This window comes from uncultured Stenotrophomonas sp., assembly GCF_963519125.1.
GTDB lineage: Bacteria > Pseudomonadota > Gammaproteobacteria > Xanthomonadales > Xanthomonadaceae > Stenotrophomonas.
Window position 1 is genome coordinate 272,190 of the sequence record NZ_CAUQLJ010000001.1, and the last position, 17,033, is coordinate 289,222.

Consider the following 17,033-nt stretch of genomic DNA (forward strand, 5'->3'; position numbering starts at 1 on the left):
ACTATAACCTTGTTTCCGGATTCCGCATTCTCGCGGGTCTGCCTTCCGCCCGCACCTGGTTTTTTCCGGGGGTGGGCCGCTTCGGAGCCCAATCATGAGCAGCCAGCCCGCAACCGCGTCGCACGCCCCCAACCTGGGCATGCAGGTCACCACCTTCGAAAACCCGATGGGCATCGACGGTTTCGAGTTCGTCGAGTTCGCCGCACCGGCCGGTCGCGGCGCCGAACTCCACGAATACTTCCGCAAAATGGGCTTCACTGCGGTGCTGCGCCACAAGCAGCGTGCCATCACGGTGTACCGCCAGGGCGGGGTGAACTTCCTGGTCAACGAGGAACCGGATTCGTTCGCTTCGGACTTCGCCGAGAAGCACGGCCCGAGCGCCTGCGGTTTCGCGATCCGCTTCAAGAAGCCGGGTGAGGAGGTCCTGCAGATGGCGCTGGGCAACGGCGCCGAAGTGGTCGACTTCAAGCCGGACAGCAAAGCCGTGCGGACCCCGGTCATCAAGGGCATCGGCGACTGCATGCTGTACCTGGTGGACCGTTACGGCACCGGCGGCAGCGTGTTCGACGCCGACTATGCACCGATCGAAGGCGCCGAGCAGAATCCGGTCGGATTCGGCCTGACCTTCATCGACCACCTGACCCACAACCTGTACTTCGGCAACATGCAGCAGTGGTCGGACTACTACGAGCGCCTGTTCAACTTCCGCGAGATCCGCTACTTCGACATCAAGGGCCTGAAGACCGGCCTGGTGTCCAAGGCGATGACCGCGCCGGACGGCATCGTGCGCATCCCGCTGAACGAATCGTCCGACCCGAAGAGCCAGATCAACGAGTACCTGGACGCGTACAAGGGCGAGGGCATCCAGCACATCGCCTGCTTCACCGAGAACATCTACGAGACCGTTGAAGCCATGCGCGCGCAGGGCGTGGATTTCCTCGACACGCCGGAGACCTACTTCGATGTGATCGACCAGCGCGTGCCGAACCACGGTGAAGACGTGCCGCGCCTGGCGAAGAACAAGATCCTGATCGACGCCGATCCGGAAACCCACCAGCGCAAGCTGCTGCAGATCTTCACCCAGAACTGCATCGGCCCGATCTTCTTCGAGATCATCCAGCGCAAGGGCAACGAAGGCTTCGGCGAAGGCAACTTCACCGCGCTGTTCGAAAGCATCGAGCGCGACCAGATCAAGCGCGGCGTGCTGTAAGAACAAAGGAGCCCACCATGACGTCCTCCATCTCCGCACGTGGCTACCAGACCGGCTTCGGCAACGAGTTCGCCACCGAGGCGGTGGAGGGCGCGCTGCCGGTTGGCCGCAATTCCCCGCAGCAGGTCGCGCACGGGCTGTATGCCGAACAGCTCTCCGGCACCGCCTTCACCGCGCCGCGTGGCAGCAATCGGCGCAGCTGGGTGTATCGGATCCGTCCGGCGGTCACCCACGGCGAGTTCCAGCCGTACCCGCAGCCGCACCTGCACAGCGACTTCGCGCACGGCGCGGTGTCGCCCAATCAGCTGCGCTGGGACCCGCTGCCGCTGCCGTCCACCCCGACCGACTTCGTCGACGCCCTGTACACCATGGGCGGCAACGGTTCGCCGGACGCGCATGGCGGGGTGGGCATCCACCTGTACGCGGCGACTGCCGACATGCAGGGGCGGTATTTCTACGACGCCGACGGCGAGCTGCTGATCGTGCCGCAGCTGGGTCGGCTGCGCCTGCTCACCGAATTCGGCGTGATCGAGATCGAACCGCAGCAGATCGCGGTGATTCCGCGCGGTGTGCGTTTCCGCGTGGAGCTGCCGGACGGGCAGGCACGTGGCTACGTATGTGAGAACTTCGGTGCGCTGCTCAAGCTGCCCGACCTGGGGCCGATCGGCTCCAACGGCCTGGCCAACCCGCGCGATTTCGAAACCCCGCAGGCCGCCTATGAAGACGTGGACGGCGACTTCGAACTGATCGCCAAGTTCCAGGGCCAGCTGTGGCGCGCGTCCATCGACCACTCGCCGCTGGACGTGGTCGCCTGGCACGGCAACTACGCGCCGTACCGTTACGACCTGCGCCGCTTCAATACCATCGGCTCGATCAGCCACGACCACCCGGACCCGTCGATCTTCCTGGTCCTGCATTCGCCCAGCGACACGCCCGGCACCAGCAACATGGACTTCGCGATCTTCCCGCCGCGCTGGCTGGTGGCGCAGGACACGTTCCGGCCGCCGTGGTTCCACCGCAACATCGCCAGCGAGTTCATGGGCCTGATCCATGGCGCCTACGACGCCAAGGCCGAAGGCTTCGTGCCCGGCGGTGCGTCCCTGCACAACAGCATGAGCGGGCACGGACCGGATGCGGCCACCTTCGAGAAGGCGTCTGCGGCCGACCTCAGCAAGCCGGACGTGATCAAGGACACCATGGCCTTCATGTTCGAAACCCGGGGCGTGATCCGTCCGACCGCGCAGGCGATGGACGCCGCGCACCGCCAGCGCGGTTACCAGCAGTGCTGGCAGGGCTTGAAGAAGAACTTCCGGGCCTGAGTCAGCCTGCCACCACGCCGGCCTGTTCCAGCTGTGCCAGGTGCGACTCCGGCAGTACCTCGAACAGGCGTTGGCGTACCCGCTCGCAGTAGCCCGGCGAGGTCAGGCCGGGCAGGGCATCCAGCGCAGCGTGCAGGGCCGCGATCACCTGCTCGTCGCTGCGCGACTGCTGCAGCGCGTACAGCAGTGCAGCGGCCTGCGGATGCCGCTGGAGTTCCAGGATCCCGAGCAGGTAGATGCGTGCGGCCACCATCGAGCGGCGGCGCTCGGTGACCGGCGCGGCCGGGGAGGCCGCCGGTACCGGGGCGGCCAACGACGGGGACGCGACCGCTGCAGCTTCGGGTGCGGGTGCCGCCGGTGCCGTCGAGACCAGGTAGCCGGCCTGGATCAGCTGGATCACCATGGCCGACGCCTCGGGCCCGATCATGGCGGTGAGCTGGGCCAGGTCGCGCTGGCCATCGCACAGGATGAGCAGGCGCCGTTGGCGCATGTCCAGGGGCGCGCGGTGGGCCTGCAGGGCGTCGCGGGCGAGATCGGTCTTGCGCGGTTGCATGGGCATAGGGGTCGAAGCGGTGCACGCCGAGCCTGAACGGCCCAGGTGTAACTGTGATGACAAGCACGATCTGCATGCATGGGCTGCACATACCCCACGCTAGCCTGCGGACCACAGACAGGAGGACGTGCAGATGAAACAGCTGGGAGGCGTTTTGGCGCTGGGTATCGCATTGACGTTGAGTGCCTGCGATCGCGCTCCGGAGACCCCGTCGACCGACGCCGAGGCGGCGGTGGCCGAGCCGGCTGCGGCCGCACCATCTGCGGACACCGCCCCCGTTGCTCCGGCCACGCAGACGGCCAGCCAAGGCCCGGCCCGCCTTGACGGCTACGGTCCGCTGACCCTCGGTTCGACCCTGGAGGACGTTCGCAGCGCCTGGAAAGAGCCTTTGCAGGGCGAGGTCCCCGACGACTACTGCCACGCCCTGCGGCCGCAGGGCAGCCAGGCCGATGACGTGATCCTGATGATCGAAGGCAACCGGCTGGTCCGTTACGACGTGCGCAACGACCGGATCGCCGCGCCCGGCGGTGGCAAGGTCGGCATGTCGCTGGGCCAGCTGCAGACGCTGTACCCGGAGCGTGGCGACCTCACCCCGCACAAGTACGACGAACGTGGCCACAACCTGCGGGTGCGTCCGCTTGCCGAGGGTGGGGCGCTGATCAACTTCGAGATCGATGGCGACGGCAAGGTCACCGCCTGGCGGGTCGGGCAGACCCCGCAGGTGGACTACGTCGAAGGCTGTTCCTAGAATCGGGCCACGACACCTGGGGATCCACCGATGATTGCTGCTACCGCTTGGTTCCTGCTGGGCCTGCTGCTGCTTGCATTGGGTGGCGACTCCATCGTCAAGGCCGCCTCCGGGCTCGCCCAGCGCTTCGGCGCCTCGCCCTTCGTGGCGGGTCTGCTGCTGGTCACCTTCGGCACCTCGCTGCCGGAACTGGTGGTCAACGCACGTGCGTTCGTGGTCGGCGCCGAGGACCTGGCGCTGGGCAACGCGGTGGGCAGCAACATCGTCAACGTGGGCCTGACCCTGGCCATGGCGGCGCTGGCCGCCCCGCTGCTGGTACGGGCACGCCTGCTGTCGCCGCTGCTGATCCTGCTGGCCGTGGCCAGCCTGGCGCTGATCGTGTTCGGCCTGGACGGGGTGATCGCGCGCTGGGAAGGCGCGGTGCTGTTGCTGGGCTTCGTCGCGCTGCTCGCCTTCGTGCTGCGTGCGGCCAAGCGGGAATCGGAAGGGGTCCGGGAGGCGCTGGCCGGTTACGCGATGACCCGGACCGGCCTGGGGCTCAACCTGATCCGGGTGGTCTTCGCGGCCGTGTGTCTGTACTACGGCGCGCGCTGGATCGTCGGTGCGGCACCGGTGATGGGCGCCAGCCTGGGCTGGTCGCCGTTACTGGTCGGCCTGCTGCCGGTCGCCATCGGTACCGCGCTGCCGGAAGTGGCCGCGGCGATGGTAGCGGCACGCCGTGGCCAGGGCGACATGGTGCTGGGCCACGTTATCGGCTCGAGCCTGTTCAACCTGCTGGTGGTGGTAGGCGGCATGGCCGCCCTGCGCCCGCTGGCGCTGCCCGAATCGTTCGTGAAGCTGGAGTTGCCGGCGGCGATCGCGTTCGTGCTGGTGCTGTACCCGATGCTGCGCGGTGACCTGGTGGTCAGCCGGAAGGAAGGCGGGATTCTGCTGGTGGCGTTTGTGGGCTGGGTGATTCTGGAGTTGGCGCTGCTGGCTTGATCGCGGCGCATGGTCCGGTAAAACGTTACGACTTGTCTTCTTCTGCTTCCGGACGCGGTGGCGGCAACTGCTCCTCTTCCGCCGTCTCATTTCCCGGCAAACTCGGACGCTTTTCCATCATCAACGACAGCGCCGCCTTGGCCATCATGTGCGCGCTGATCGGCGCGGTGATGAACAGGAACACGGTGATCAGCAGCTCGCGCGGCTGCGGGTCCTGGCCCAGGAAGATGTGGTAGCAGACCGAGCACACCAGCACGCAGCCCACGCCCAGCGTGCTGGCCTTGGTCGGCGCGTGCAGGCGCTTGAAGAAGGTGGACAGCTTCACCAGGCCCAGTGCGCCGACCAGGATGAAGAAGCAGCCGAACAGCAGCAGGATCGACAGGCCGATCTGGATCGCGGTGATCATTCGACGATGTCCCGGCGCAGCACGAACTTGCTCAGCACCACGGTGCTGCCAAAGCCGAGCATCGCAATCAGCAATGCGGCTTCGAAATACACCGCCGAGTTGAGGTACATGCCAAACAGCATCAGTTCGGCGATGGCGGTGACCGACATGGTGTCCAGCGCCAGGATCCGGTCGGGAACGGTCGGGCCGCGCAGCAGGCGCCAGGTGGCCATCAGCATGGCAAGTCCGACGATGTGCATGCACACCGCCATGGTGGTCTGGATGAAGGTGAAACCGGTCATGGGAAAATCTCCATCAGCGGGGCTTCGTAACGGCGCTTGATCTCCTTGATCAGCGCGTCTGGATCTTCAAGGTGCAGCACATGCACCAGCAGATAGCGGCGATCGTCGGAGAGCGCGGCCGACACCGTGCCCGGGGTCAGGGTGATCATGCTGGTCAACGCGGCAATCCCGTGGATGTTGGCGATGTCCAGCGGCAGCCAGATGAAGCCGGGGTGGATGCGGCGCTCGGGTCCCAGCACCTGGATCGCCACGCGGATGTTGGAGACCAGGATGTCCCACAGCGTCACGCAGACCAGCTTGGGCAGCGGCCGCAATGAGCCGATGCGGGCGAACTCACGGTCCAGCCGGGCGGCGAACAACGGCACCACCACGCCCAGCACCATGCCCAGCAGGATCGGGCCCAGTGTGAAGCTGTCGGACATCAGCACCCAGAACGCCGTCACCATCACGCTCAGCGATGGCGAAGGGAAAACGCGGCGGAACAGCGGGCGTCGGCTCATGGGTTGCGGATCTCCGGCGTGGTCGCGCGCAGTTCACCCACGTACTCCTGCGGGTTGAGCAGCTGGGCGGCCATGGCATCGGTGTACTGCATCAGCGGGTTGGCGAACACGCTCATGCCGATGCCATAGCAGAGCAGCAACGCGGCCGCGAACAATTCAACGGTGCGGGTGGGGGCCTTGCGCGGCGGCGGCACGCCCTCTTCCAGCACCGGCACGCGCCAGAACAGGCGGATGCCGCCGCGGGTGATGCCCACGATCACCATCAGGCTGCTGCCGAGCACGGCGGCCCAGACCACGGCGGTGTACTGCGCCGGCATGCCGGCCAGCAGCGCAGCCTTGGCCAGGAACCCCGACAGTGGCGGCAGGCCGGCCACGGACACCGCACCGATCAGGAACAGCACCGCGGGCGTTTCCTTGCCCGGCATTGGCGCAATGATCTCCTTGCGGTCGCTGGCACCGCCACGGCGGCGGCGGATCAGGTCGGCAATCAGGAACAGCGCGGCGGCGACAAAGGTGCTGTGCGGCAGGTAATACAACCCGGCCGAAAGGACCTCGGGGGTGCGGACCGAGAAGGCGATGAACAGCGTCGCCGCCGACACCACCACCAGGTAGGAAATCAGCACGCGCAGGCGGGCGGCGGCCAGTACGCCCAGCCCACCGAGCAGCAGCGTGGCCACGCCGGCCCAGAACAGCCAGTCGCTTCCGTAGCCCGCCATGGCGCCGGCGTCCTCACCGAACCACAGGCTGCTGACCCGCAGCATCGCGTACAGGCCGACCTTGGTCATGATCGCAAACAGCGCCGCCACCGCAGCCGGGGCGCGCGCATAGGCTTCCGGCAGCCACAGGTACAGCGGCATCAGCGCCGCCTTGCTGCAGAACACGAGCAGCAGCAGGCCCATCGTGGCCTTGGTCAGGGTCAGGTGGCTGGCCGGTACTTCGGCCACGCGCTGTGACAGCTCGGCCATGTTGAGCGATCCCAGTGAGGCATACAGCAGGCCCAGCGCGATCAGGAACAGGGTCGAGGCGGTGACGTTGAACACCACGTAGTGCAGGCCGATGCGCATGCGCAGGCCGCGGCCACCGCTGAGCAGCAGGCCGTAGGAGGCGATCAGCATCACCTCGAAGAACACGAACAGGTTGAAGATGTCGCCGGTCAGGAACGCACCGTTGAGGCCCACCAGCTGGAACTGGAACAGTGCATGGAAGTGCGGTGCGCGGCGGTCCCAGCCCGAGCAGGCATGCAGCAGGCAGGGAATGGCCAGCAGCAGGGTGGTCAGCAGCATCCACGCCGACAGCCGGTCGGCCACCAGCGCGATGCCCAGCCGCGATGGCCAGTCGCCGAGCAGGTAGACGTTGATGTCACCGCTGGCCGTGCTGGCAAACAGCAGGCCCACCGCCAGCGCCAGCGCCGACAGCGCGGTCCAGGCCACCGCGCGCTGCACTCTGGGGCCATAGCGGCGGTGTTCGACGAACAGCGACAGTGCAGCACCCAGCAGCGGAATCAGGATAGGCAGGATCACCAGATGATTCATGCGCGGTCCTCGTCCTGGCGCGGCGGCACGCGCTCATCCTGCAGGTCGTCATCCGGTTCGTGGGCGTCCACGTGGTCGCTGTGGTTGTCGCTGCGGCTGCGCATGGCCAGCACGATGCTCACGGCAGTCATCGCGAAGGCGATCACGATCGCGGTCAGCACCAGCGCCTGCGGCAACGGGTCGGTGTAGTTGCCGAGATGGCTGTCCACACCTTCCTGCAGCACCGGCGCCTTGCCCAGCACCACGCGGCCACCGGCAAAGATCAGCAGGTTGGTGGCGTAGGACAGGAAGGTCATGCCGAGGATCACATCGAAGCTGCGCGCACGCAGCAGCAGGTAGATGCCGATCGCACCCAGGACGCCAATCGCACTTGCCAGGGCCAGTTCCATCAGTGAGTCTCCCCGGTGCGTGCCGAACGGCGGTTGGGATCGATCTCGCCCTTGCGCGAGTCGCGGGTGCGCGAGGGCTTCACCGTGCCCATCATCGACAGGATCAGCATCGCGCCGCCGAACACCACCAGGTACACGCCGGTGTCGAACCCGATCGCGCTGGCCAGCGGTACGGTGCCGACCAGGGGCAGTTCCAGGTCGATGTGACCGCTGGTCAGGAACGGCACGCCGAACAGCATCGACGCACTGCCACTGACGATGGCGATCAACAGGCCCGCGCCGATGCAGCGGATGTAGTCGAAGCCGAAGCGCGACTCCACCGATGCGGTGCCCTGGATGACGTACTGGATCAGCAGTGGCACCGCCAGCACCAGGCCGGCGATGAAGCCGCCGCCGGGCGCGTTGTGGCCGCGCAGGAACAGGAAGATGGACACGGTAAGGGTCAGCGGGAACATCACCTGGGCCAGGTCGGCCGGCACCGGCAGCTGGATCGGCGGCCCCGGCATGATCTGCTCCGGCGCCATGCGCGAACGCCGCAGCATGGCGTGCACGACCAGCGCGGCGATGCCGAATACGGTGATCTCACCGAAGGTATCGAACCCGCGGAAGTCGACCAGGATCACGTTGACCACGTTCTCGCCGTACGCTTCGGGCAGGGCGCGCGCCAGCATTTCGCCGGCCATGGTGTTGGGCGGCAGGGTCATGGCGCTGTAGGCCATGGCGGCCAGGCCGGCGCCGCCGGCCACCGCGATCAGCGCGTCACGGCGCTTGCGCCACTGCGACTTCTCCGGCGGCGACTGTGCCGGCAGGTAGTTCATGCCCAGCAGCATCAGCACCAGGGTGACCATTTCCACCAGCAGCTGGGTGAGCGCCAGGTCCGGGGCGGACAGGTACACGAAGGTCAGCGAGACCATCAGCCCGGTGCCGCCCATGACCAGCACCGCCAGCAGGCGCTGCCGGTACAGGAACAATGCGCCCAGCGCGCAGGCCATCATCACCAACCATACCACCCAGCCCAGCAGCGACAGTGGCTGTGGCGAGGGCCAGTTGGGCGACACGGGGTTGGCCACGAACGGCGCGGCGGCGACCACGATGGAGACCACCACCAGCGCCATCAGCATGCGCTGCAGGCTGCCGTTGGCCAGCGTGTGGGTCAGCCAGTGGGCAAAGCCGAACACCACGTCCAGCTGCTTGTGGAACAGGTTGCGGCCGGTGGCGCGGGTGATGACCGCATGCAGGTTGATCAGGCGACGCAGGCCGAAATACAGCGCAATGCCGCCCAGCACCCCGCCGATGCTCATCATCAGCGGCATGTTGAAGCCATGCCAGATCGACAGGCTGTACTGCGGCATGGCCGGGCCAAGGATGGACGAAGCCGCCGCGTGCAGCACCGGTGCAACGGTGATGGCCGGGGCGATGCCGACCGCGACGCAGATCACCACCAGGATCTCCACCGGCACCTTCATGAAGCGCGGCGGCTCATGTGGCACGCGGTCCAGGTCGTGCGGGCCCTTGCCGAAGAAGGTGTCGTGCACGAAGCGCAGGCTGTAGGCCACGCCGAGCACGCCGGCCAGCAGTGCGGCGATGGAGACGGCGATGCGCATCGGCTCCGGGCCCTGCGCGGTGATCGCTTCGGCAAACAGCATTTCCTTGGACAGGAAGCCGTTGAGCAGCGGAATGCCCGCCATCGCCAGCGAGGCGATGATCGCCAGCGCGCTGGTGAAGGGCATCAGCCTGCGCAGGCCACCCAGCTTTCGCATGTCGCGGGTGCCGGTTTCGTGGTCGATGATGCCCGCGGCCATGAACAGCGAGGCCTTGAAGGTGGCGTGGTTGAGGATGTGGAACACACCGGCCACCACCGCCATGGGCGTGGACAGGCCGAACAGCAGGGTGATCAGGCCCAGGTGGGAGATCGTCGAATAGGCCAGCAGGCCTTTCAGGTCGTGCTGGAAAATCGCGTTCCAGGCACCGATCAGCAGGGTGACTGCACCTATGCCACTGACCGTATAGAAGAACAGATCGGTGCCGGCCAGGGCCGGGTGCAGGCGCGCCAGCAGGAACACGCCGGCCTTCACCATCGTGGCCGAATGCAGGTAGGCCGACACCGGGGTCGGCGCGGCCATGGCATGCGGCAGCCAGAAGTGGAACGGGAACTGCGCGCTCTTGGTGAAGATGCCGGCCAGCACCAGGAACAGCGCGTACGGGTACAGCGCGCTGGCGCGGATCTGCTCGCCGGCGGCCAGTACCACGTCCAGGTCGAAGCTGCCGACGATACGGCCGATCAGCAGCACGCCACCGAGCAGGGCCAGGCCGCCGCCGCCGGTGATCACCAGCGCCATGCGCGCGCCTTCGCGGGCGTCCTGGCGGTGCGACCAGAAGCCGATCAGCAGGAACGAGCTGATGCTGGTCATTTCCCAGAAGATCATCAGCAACAGCAGGTTGCCCGACAGCACCATGCCCAGCATGGCGCCCATGAACAGCAGCAAGTAGCAGTAGAAGCGGTGCGCGTTGTCCTGCTGGCTCAGGTAGTAGCGCGCATACAGCACCACCAGCGCGCCGATGCCCAGCACCAGCCCGGCGAACATCCAGGCCAGCCCATCCAGGCGCAGGGTGAAGTCCAGGCCGATCTGTGGCAGCCAAGGGACCATCGTCCGCACCACCTGGCCGTCGAGTACGGACGGGGTCAGCCAGCCGAGGATGGCTAGTCCGCCCAACGGCGCCAGCGCCGCCAGCCAGGCAGCAGTCGAGCGCGAACTACGGGGGAAGGCCGCAACAGCCGCTGCCATCAGGAACGGCAGGGCCAGCAGCAGGGGCAGGCTGGGGAGCATGCAGGGAATCCATGATTCACGAGCAGGTCAGGGAGGATAACAGGCTGCGAAATGTCGCCGAAACCCATCGAACAGCGATCAATTGCATGTAACGTTCGCTGATTCATTTTTTCTGCGGTGCAGCATCGCGTTCCTGCATCTCTTCCCCGCTAGCCCTGGGAGGACACCCTACGCCCACGCAGGGAGACCGCAGGCCCTGTCGCACAGGGGCTGCCGTCGACGGGCGGGAAGTGGGGAGCGAGTCACCGGGGCAGGCTGGCAGGGCCGTCGTGGAGTGCGGGTGACGGAATCTGCCCGTTCAGGAAACGATGGTCGCCGTCGGCCGGCCGCAGTTCAATAGCGCCAGTCGAGCTTGCGGTAGAACTTGGCCATCACCCAGGCCGGGCCGATCAGCAGGTAGGTCAGGTCGGTCAGGAAGCTGGGCTTGCGGCCCTCGAACTTGTGGCCGATGAACTGCGCGATCCAGGCCACCACGAACACGCCCACCGCCAGCCAGCGCAGGGCCTGCAGGCCGATTTCGGCCTCCAGCAGGCGGCACAGGCAGCCGAACACGAAGAACTGGATGAGCATGCCGATGCCCAGCGGGCGCGACAGCTTGTTGTAGAAACACCACGCGCTGAACATCGCGAACGCCGACCAGATGCCGTACTGGAACCAGGTGATCAGCGGCGGCAGGCACCACAGCAGGGCCACCACCGACCACAGGATCGCCGGTACCGCCACCACGTGGATGCGCTGGTTGATCACATTGCGGTGGTCGTCGGAGTAGCTGGCGAAATAGCGGTCGATCGGCCGCGCAAGCTCGGTGGATGTCTGCATGCGGCCAGCATACTCCCGCCAGGGCCGACAGTAGAGCCAGGCCATGTCTGGCTGCGGATTCGCCGAGGTTGCCGGCCAGCGGCCGGCACTACCACCAAAATGAAACGCCCCCGGCGGGCCGGGGGCGCAGGCGGATCAGTCGACGCTGATCCCGGCCAGGCGCTGCAGCGCCTCGGCGTACTTGGCGCGGGTGCGCTCGATGATCTCGGCCGGGATGCTCGGGCCCGGGGCGGTCTTGCCCCAGTCCAGCGTCTCCAGGTAATCGCGCACGAACTGCTTGTCGTAGCTCGGCGGGCTGGTGCCCACTTCGTACTCGTCGGCCGGCCAGTATCGCGAGGAATCCGGCGTCAGCATCTCGTCCATGATGTACAGGCGGCCATCGGCGTCGGTACCGAACTCGAACTTGGTATCGGCCAGGATGATGCCACGCTCGCGGGCGTAGTCGGCGGCGAACTTGTAGATGCGCAGGGTTGCATCGCGCACGCGCTCGGCCAGGTCCGCACCGACCTGCTTCACCATCGCATCGAAATCGATGTTCTCGTCATGGTCGCCGACGGCGGCCTTGGTCGAGGGGGTAAAGATCGGCTCGGGCAGCTGCTCGGCCTGGCGCAGGCCGTCGGGCAGGTCGATGCCGCTGACCTTGCCGGTGCGCTGGTAATCCTTCCAGCCGCTGCCGATCAGGTAGCCGCGGGCGATCGCTTCCACCGGCACCGGCTTCAGCTTGCGGGTGACCACCGCGCGCTTTGCATACAGGGCCGGGTCCACGCCCTCGGGCAGCACGCTGGCCACGTCGATGCCGGTCAGGTGGTTGGGCATCAGGTGCGCGGTCTTGGCGAACCAGAAGTTGGACACCTGGCAGAGCATCTCGCCCTTGCCCGGAATCGGGTCGGGCAGGACCACGTCGAACGCCGACAGGCGATCGGTGGCCACCATCAGCAGGTAGTCGCCCGGTGGGGTCCCTGCGGGCAGCCGCTCGCGCGGGATATCGAACACATCACGCACCTTGCCGCGATGGCGCAAGGGCAGGCCGGGGAGATCGGATTGCAACAACGTGGTCGGCACGGGCACTCCTGAGGCTTCGTCGAGACAGCTGCCCAGGGCACCCGGAGGGCCCGCAGGGACAGCGGGCGGCCTAGTGTAAAGCGGGTTGGGCCCGCTGTGACGTAAAATGAGGCTCCCTTGTTGCCACGGCCGCCCCGACGACCATGCGCTGGTACGGAAAACTGCTCGGATTCATCGCCGGTGCCCTGCTTTTCAGGCCCAATCCGCTGTTTGGCGCCGTGGTCGGCCTGCTCATCGGGCATGCCTTCGACTCCGACTGGTTCCGCCTGAACAGGGAGAACCCGTACCGGGAGCTGGGGCTGACCTCCGAGGCCACCGATGCCGAGGTCGACCTGGCCTACCGCCGATTGATGTCGCAGTACCACCCCGACAAGGTCGTGGGCGCCGCCCCCGAGCTGCGCCAGCAGGCCGAACGCCGGTCGCGCCAGCTCAATGCCGCCTACGACCGCATCAAGACCCTGCGCAAGCGCTGAGCGCGCGCCATCCCCTCTCTACGTCCTGAAGGCCCCGGCCATGTCCAACTGCATCATTGCCCCGTCCATCCTGTCCGCCAACTTCGCCCGGCTGGGCGAGGAAGTGGACAACGTGCTCGCCGCCGGCGCCGACTGGGTGCACTTCGACGTGATGGACAACCATTACGTGCCGAACCTGACCATCGGCCCGATGGTCTGCCAGGCGCTGCGCAGGCACGGCGTGACCGCGCCGATCGACGTGCACCTGATGGTGGAGCCGGTGGACCGCATCATTCCGGACTTTGCCGAGGCCGGCGCCACCTACATCAGCTTCCACCCCGAAGCCAGCCGCCACGTGCACCGCACCATCCAGTTGATCCGCTCGCTGGGCTGCAAGCCGGGGCTGGTGCTCAACCCGGGCACCCCGGTCGACATCCTGGACTGGGTGCTGGACGACCTGGACCTGGTGCTGCTGATGTCGGTCAACCCGGGCTTCGGGGGCCAGGCCTTCATTCCCTCGGCGCTGGACAAGCTGCGCGTGGTCCGCCAGAAAATCGATGCCAGCGGCCGCGACGTGCGACTGGAGATCGACGGTGGGGTCAAGGCCGACAACATCGGCGCGATCGCCGCCGCCGGCGCCGATGCCTTCGTGGCCGGCTCGGCGATCTTCAACGCGCCGGTCAGCTACAAGGACGTGATCGACCAGATGCGTCACAACGTGGCCAAGGCGCGGGGTTGATGATGGGCGCGGCCTATCTTCAGATCCGCAACGCCGTTGCCGCCGATGCCGCGCTGATCCTGCGCTTCATCCGCGAACTGGCGATCTATGAGAAGGCCGAATCGTCGGTGCAGACCGACGAGGCCGGCATCGTCGCCAGCCTGTTCGGCGAAGGCGCCAAAGCCCGTGCGCTGGTGTGCGAAGTCGACGGCAACGCCATCGGCTACGCGGTGTACTTCTACAACTATTCCACCTGGCTGGGTCGCAACGGCATCTACCTGGAAGACCTGTACGTCAGCCCGGCCCAACGGGGAAGCGGCGCCGGCAAGGCCCTGCTGCAGCACATCGCCCGCATCGCCGTTGCCGAAGGCTGCGGCCGGTTCGAATGGTCGGTGCTGGACTGGAACGAACCGGCCATCAAATTCTACGAAGCAGCGGGCGCGAAGCCGCAGAGTGAGTGGACGGTGTATCGGCTCGAAGGCGACGCGTTGAAGAACTTCGCGTCGTAAAAAAAAGACCGCACTCTTGCGAATGCGGCCCTGGGAATAGCGGGAGGCTGATCCTGCCTCCATCCATCGTCCCTGCTATGGACTTCCATTCTCCGGGCGATCAGTGACCGTTTGATGACGTTCACCGCCCCTGAAACATGCGGCTGATAGCCTGCGCCTCCCCCTACCGTGGAAGTGCAGCATGAGTGGCCCCCGCTGGCGTCTGATCCTCAATGGCAAGTCGACCGGCAACCAGGAGGTGCGCGAGGCCGTGCACGCGCTGCGCGGGCAGGGAGTCACCCTCGAGGTCCGGGTGACCTGGGAGGACGGCGACGCCGAACGCTATGTTGCCGAGGCCATCGAGCACGGGGTGGATACCATCATCGCGGCCGGGGGCGACGGTACCCTGAGCGAGGTGGCTGAAACCCTGGCCCACCGCGAAGAGCCGGCCGACGCGTTGCCCTCGCTGGGCCTGGTCCCGCTGGGGACCGCCAATGACTTTGCCACGGCCGCCGGTATCCCTGACGAGCCGCTGCAGGCCCTGCAGATGATCCTCGCCCAGCCGGCGCGGCCGCTCGACCTGCTGCGTATCGACGCCGAGGGCGATCTCTGGTGGTGCGCAAACGTGGCCAGTGGCGGCTTCGGCACCGAGGTGACGGTGGAAACCGACGAGGGACTGAAGAAGGTGCTGGGTGGCCTGGCCTATCTCGTTACCGGCATCTCGCGCTTGGGCCGGATCGAGCCGATCCGCGCACGGCTGCGTACGCAGGACTTCAGCTGGGAAGGTGGCTTCATCGCACTGGGAATCGGCAACGGCCGCCAGGCTGGCGGTGGGCAGGTACTGTGCCCGGAGGCGAGGGTCGACGATGGCCTGCTCGATGTCACCGTGATTCCCGAGCTGACCGGCGAAGTCGCCTCCACCCTTGCCGCGCTGGTGCGCGGCGGCAAGCAGGGCGCGCTGGAGCAGGTGGCCGAACGCACCCGTGCGCGATGGGTGGAGATTGACGCCGACGAACCGATGACACTCAACCTGGACGGCGAGCCGGTAAGAGCACGCCGCTTCCGCATCGACTGCGTTGCATCGCGCCTGCGCATGCATCTTCCACTGGACAGCGCGCTGCTGGCCGAACAACGCGCAGACGCTGCCCCCCGGTAGAGCTGGGCTCTGCCCTGCTGCTGTCAAATCCGCGGCACATTCTTGCCGCCCGCTACCAACGCCAAATCTGCTTCTCTCCACGATTGGCAATGCGATCCCACCACGATCTGCGTTGCCGGTTCTCCTTGGCCCGCTGTTCGGGAGTACTTGGTGTGCAGACCAATCGTTGCGAGTCCCTGTCGGTTTCGAGACCTTCTACTGTGCAAAGGTTTGAGGCAAAGCCATCGAAAATGAAACGCAGCGGTGTTCCGTCCTCGCGAACCACGGATGGGGTCGCCTCCCGTATGGCCTTCCAGACCTGAGCCTGACTGAATCGCTTGGTCACACTATGACCGGCCGGAAGAGCCCATTTGACGTCCGCATGCGACTGATCCCGTGGGTCGTAATCCCCGAATGGGTCAAGGCAACCCACTGTCACACCCTTGGGCTCATAATGAAGATGGAGAGGGTAAAGTGAAGTGGATTCGAGCATGGCCCAAACCGGCTTGCGGCCTTCTGCCGCGCTGACATTGGTGTAGCGGAACACGAGGTCATCGCCGTCCTTACTCACCGACAAGTCGTGCCTGCGTTCGGTTTCGTGCTCGGAATAGAACCCCCCGCATGGCCCTGCGGGGGATGATCGGTAGGGTTTGCAGCCAGCCAAGCTCCCCATGACGACGACGGCAACCATCGCCTGCAGGACTCGGCACGTAGTGTGCGCGCTCAAAGCAATGGAATCTCCGCTTCCGTGCTGGGGAACCCGAACGCCTCTCGCTTTCGGCGGATGTGTTCAGGCATCGGCGGACGCGGAATGCCGCGTGCAACCAACCATTCCTGACACTTCTTCTGCCACGGCAGGAGGTCGGGCGTAGTGATTTCCCAGTAGATGTCTTCAACCATCAGCTGGCGCGAAGGGGTGCTTGACTCTGCCGGCGGTCGCGACGGAAGGGTGGGATCGGCGCCATGTTCAAGCAACCAGTACGCAGAATCGAAGCCACCCCGGCCGGTGTACCAGCTCAGGACTGTGTCATCGCCCTTGCTCAGATTGGACGCGTTGATGTTTGCCCCGTGCGCAATCAATGCCTGGATGTTCTTCCATTGATTGCCGCTGAGGAATGCCTGGAGCAGCAACGTTTCGTTGGCCGAATTCCGCGTGTTCGGATCGCCGCCATGCTCGAGCAGCAGCTCGAGGAAGCGTGGATCTTCCATCTTGGCCGCATAGACCATCGCGTTGTTGAAGCGGATCTCCCGGCCGTTCATCTGCTTCACTTCGCGGGCATTGGGATCTGCGCCGTTGACCAGCAGTGCGCGCAACCCATCCAGGTTTCCTGCACGCAGTGGCCAGGCAACGAGCGGGATGCCATCCCTGTGCGCGAAGGTCCTGTCAGGATCAACGCCCTCGTCCTTGATCAGTCGCCTGATCGCCTCCTGATCGCCCTGCTCGGTTGCCACGGCGAGCTGTAGCGCTTTTCCTTCAAAGTAATCCGCAGCTCCTTGTGAAGAGGAGGCGGCGCATCCGTTGACCAGAAAAAGTGTGAGCCAAACCGCACTTATGAGGCCTTTTGTCATCATGTTGTGAAGACTGACGCGCATGATCATCCTGATGTTGAAG

The 17,033-nt window shown here is 66.1% G+C and carries 19 protein-coding genes; 8 read left to right on the forward strand and 11 right to left on the reverse strand.

Features of this window, described 5'->3' with window-relative positions; all coding sequences use genetic code 11:
- Positions 1-94 precede the first annotated feature (94 nt).
- Both hppD and hmgA read left to right on the forward strand, forming a co-directional pair.
- A complete protein-coding gene (hppD, locus tag RYM47_RS01100) occupies positions 95-1,210 on the forward strand; it encodes a 4-hydroxyphenylpyruvate dioxygenase (protein ID WP_315385487.1) in 1,116 nt (371 codons plus the stop codon).
- A 17-nt stretch (positions 1,211-1,227) separates the two neighbouring features.
- The gene (gene hmgA, locus RYM47_RS01105) at positions 1,228-2,529 is read left to right on the forward strand and encodes a homogentisate 1,2-dioxygenase (RefSeq protein WP_315385489.1); all 1,302 of its coding nucleotides are present in this window, start codon (positions 1,228-1,230) and stop codon (positions 2,527-2,529) included.
- A gap of 1 nt (position 2,530) precedes the next feature.
- Here hmgA and RYM47_RS01110 read toward each other — a convergent pair whose 3' ends face one another.
- On the reverse strand, positions 2,531-3,082 hold the full coding sequence (locus tag RYM47_RS01110; protein ID WP_315385490.1) for a hypothetical protein: 552 nt from the start codon (positions 3,080-3,082) through the stop codon (positions 2,531-2,533).
- A 133-nt stretch (positions 3,083-3,215) separates the two neighbouring features.
- Here RYM47_RS01110 and RYM47_RS01115 point away from each other — a divergent pair, with 133 nt between their 5' ends.
- Positions 3,216-3,830: a hypothetical protein gene (locus tag RYM47_RS01115; RefSeq protein WP_315385491.1), complete on the forward strand. Its 615-nt coding sequence runs from the start codon at positions 3,216-3,218 to the stop codon at positions 3,828-3,830.
- 30 nt (positions 3,831-3,860) lie between these two features.
- Positions 3,861-4,811, forward strand: a complete 951-nt coding sequence (locus RYM47_RS01120) for a sodium:calcium antiporter (RefSeq protein ID WP_315385492.1) — start codon at positions 3,861-3,863, stop codon at positions 4,809-4,811.
- 25 nt (positions 4,812-4,836) lie between these two features.
- Here RYM47_RS01120 and RYM47_RS01125 read toward each other — a convergent pair whose 3' ends face one another.
- The 8 genes from RYM47_RS01125 to RYM47_RS01160 all read right to left on the reverse strand — a co-directional run bounded on the left by RYM47_RS01125 (position 4,837) and on the right by RYM47_RS01160 (position 12,628).
- A complete protein-coding gene (locus RYM47_RS01125; RefSeq protein ID WP_315385494.1) occupies positions 4,837-5,217 on the reverse strand; it encodes a Na+/H+ antiporter subunit G in 381 nt (126 codons plus the stop codon).
- Entirely contained in the window at positions 5,214-5,498 is a 285-nt protein-coding gene (locus RYM47_RS01130; RefSeq protein WP_070207425.1) for a K+/H+ antiporter subunit F, read from the reverse strand. The genes RYM47_RS01125 and RYM47_RS01130 overlap by 4 nt, the downstream gene beginning before the upstream one ends.
- Positions 5,495-5,998 (reverse strand): Na+/H+ antiporter subunit E, encoded by a 504-nt coding sequence (locus RYM47_RS01135; protein WP_315385497.1) that lies wholly within the window; start codon positions 5,996-5,998, stop codon positions 5,495-5,497. The genes RYM47_RS01130 and RYM47_RS01135 overlap by 4 nt, the downstream gene beginning before the upstream one ends.
- Positions 5,995-7,530, reverse strand: a complete 1,536-nt coding sequence (locus RYM47_RS01140; RefSeq protein ID WP_315385498.1) for a monovalent cation/H+ antiporter subunit D — start codon at positions 7,528-7,530, stop codon at positions 5,995-5,997. The genes RYM47_RS01135 and RYM47_RS01140 overlap by 4 nt, the downstream gene beginning before the upstream one ends.
- Positions 7,527-7,919: a Na+/H+ antiporter subunit C gene (locus RYM47_RS01145; protein ID WP_315385499.1), complete on the reverse strand. Its 393-nt coding sequence runs from the start codon at positions 7,917-7,919 to the stop codon at positions 7,527-7,529. Before RYM47_RS01145 ends, RYM47_RS01140 begins: the two co-directional genes overlap by 4 nt.
- A complete protein-coding gene (locus tag RYM47_RS01150) occupies positions 7,919-10,747 on the reverse strand; it encodes a monovalent cation/H+ antiporter subunit A (RefSeq protein ID WP_315385501.1) in 2,829 nt (942 codons plus the stop codon). Before RYM47_RS01150 ends, RYM47_RS01145 begins: the two co-directional genes overlap by 1 nt.
- Positions 10,748-11,080: 333 nt before the next feature.
- The gene (locus RYM47_RS01155) at positions 11,081-11,566 is read right to left on the reverse strand and encodes an Mpo1-like protein (RefSeq protein WP_021202665.1); all 486 of its coding nucleotides are present in this window, start codon (positions 11,564-11,566) and stop codon (positions 11,081-11,083) included.
- Positions 11,567-11,701: 135 nt separating this feature from the next.
- Positions 11,702-12,628 (reverse strand): phosphoribosylaminoimidazolesuccinocarboxamide synthase, encoded by a 927-nt coding sequence (locus RYM47_RS01160; protein WP_008266180.1) that lies wholly within the window; start codon positions 12,626-12,628, stop codon positions 11,702-11,704.
- A 143-nt stretch (positions 12,629-12,771) separates the two neighbouring features.
- On the opposite strand from RYM47_RS01160, the gene RYM47_RS01165 reads away from it, so the two are divergent.
- The 4 genes from RYM47_RS01165 to yegS all read left to right on the forward strand — a co-directional run bounded on the left by RYM47_RS01165 (position 12,772) and on the right by yegS (position 15,442).
- Positions 12,772-13,101 (forward strand): DnaJ domain-containing protein, encoded by a 330-nt coding sequence (locus RYM47_RS01165; RefSeq protein ID WP_070207432.1) that lies wholly within the window; start codon positions 12,772-12,774, stop codon positions 13,099-13,101.
- Between the two features lie 40 nt (positions 13,102-13,141).
- On the forward strand, positions 13,142-13,819 hold the full coding sequence (rpe, locus tag RYM47_RS01170; RefSeq protein WP_315385508.1) for a ribulose-phosphate 3-epimerase: 678 nt from the start codon (positions 13,142-13,144) through the stop codon (positions 13,817-13,819).
- On the forward strand, positions 13,819-14,307 hold the full coding sequence (locus RYM47_RS01175) for a GNAT family N-acetyltransferase (RefSeq protein ID WP_315385510.1): 489 nt from the start codon (positions 13,819-13,821) through the stop codon (positions 14,305-14,307). The genes rpe and RYM47_RS01175 overlap by 1 nt, the downstream gene beginning before the upstream one ends.
- Before the next feature lie 181 nt (positions 14,308-14,488).
- The gene (yegS, locus tag RYM47_RS01180) at positions 14,489-15,442 is read left to right on the forward strand and encodes a lipid kinase YegS (RefSeq protein WP_315385512.1); all 954 of its coding nucleotides are present in this window, start codon (positions 14,489-14,491) and stop codon (positions 15,440-15,442) included.
- Positions 15,443-15,494: 52 nt separating this feature from the next.
- Here the strand turns inward: yegS and RYM47_RS01185 are convergent, their stop codons facing one another.
- Positions 15,495-15,992 (reverse strand): hypothetical protein, encoded by a 498-nt coding sequence (locus tag RYM47_RS01185; RefSeq protein WP_315385513.1) that lies wholly within the window; start codon positions 15,990-15,992, stop codon positions 15,495-15,497.
- 152 nt (positions 15,993-16,144) lie between these two features.
- Complete coding sequence (locus tag RYM47_RS01190) at positions 16,145-17,020, reverse strand: ankyrin repeat domain-containing protein (RefSeq protein WP_315385514.1); 876 nt, start codon at positions 17,018-17,020, stop codon at positions 16,145-16,147.
- Positions 17,021-17,033: the final 13 nt, after the last annotated feature.

Coding starts and splice junctions, on each gene's coding strand:
- hppD (WP_315385487.1), top strand. CDS start 95: ATGAGCAGCCAGCCCGCAACCGCGTCGCACGCCCCCAACCTGGGCATG.
- hmgA (WP_315385489.1), top strand. CDS start 1,228: ATGACGTCCTCCATCTCCGCACGTGGCTACCAGACCGGCTTCGGCAAC.
- RYM47_RS01110 (WP_315385490.1), bottom strand. CDS start 3,082: ATGCAACCGCGCAAGACCGATCTCGCCCGCGACGCCCTGCAGGCCCAC.
- RYM47_RS01115 (WP_315385491.1), top strand. CDS start 3,216: ATGAAACAGCTGGGAGGCGTTTTGGCGCTGGGTATCGCATTGACGTTG.
- RYM47_RS01120 (WP_315385492.1), top strand. CDS start 3,861: ATGATTGCTGCTACCGCTTGGTTCCTGCTGGGCCTGCTGCTGCTTGCA.
- RYM47_RS01125 (WP_315385494.1), bottom strand. CDS start 5,217: ATGATCACCGCGATCCAGATCGGCCTGTCGATCCTGCTGCTGTTCGGC.
- RYM47_RS01130 (WP_070207425.1), bottom strand. CDS start 5,498: ATGACCGGTTTCACCTTCATCCAGACCACCATGGCGGTGTGCATGCAC.
- RYM47_RS01135 (WP_315385497.1), bottom strand. CDS start 5,998: ATGAGCCGACGCCCGCTGTTCCGCCGCGTTTTCCCTTCGCCATCGCTG.
- RYM47_RS01140 (WP_315385498.1), bottom strand. CDS start 7,530: ATGAATCATCTGGTGATCCTGCCTATCCTGATTCCGCTGCTGGGTGCT.
- RYM47_RS01145 (WP_315385499.1), bottom strand. CDS start 7,919: ATGGAACTGGCCCTGGCAAGTGCGATTGGCGTCCTGGGTGCGATCGGC.
- RYM47_RS01150 (WP_315385501.1), bottom strand. CDS start 10,747: ATGCTCCCCAGCCTGCCCCTGCTGCTGGCCCTGCCGTTCCTGATGGCA.
- RYM47_RS01155 (WP_021202665.1), bottom strand. CDS start 11,566: ATGCAGACATCCACCGAGCTTGCGCGGCCGATCGACCGCTATTTCGCC.
- RYM47_RS01165 (WP_070207432.1), top strand. CDS start 12,772: ATGCGCTGGTACGGAAAACTGCTCGGATTCATCGCCGGTGCCCTGCTT.
- rpe (WP_315385508.1), top strand. CDS start 13,142: ATGTCCAACTGCATCATTGCCCCGTCCATCCTGTCCGCCAACTTCGCC.
- RYM47_RS01175 (WP_315385510.1), top strand. CDS start 13,819: ATGATGGGCGCGGCCTATCTTCAGATCCGCAACGCCGTTGCCGCCGAT.
- yegS (WP_315385512.1), top strand. CDS start 14,489: ATGAGTGGCCCCCGCTGGCGTCTGATCCTCAATGGCAAGTCGACCGGC.
- RYM47_RS01190 (WP_315385514.1), bottom strand. CDS start 17,020: ATGATCATGCGCGTCAGTCTTCACAACATGATGACAAAAGGCCTCATA.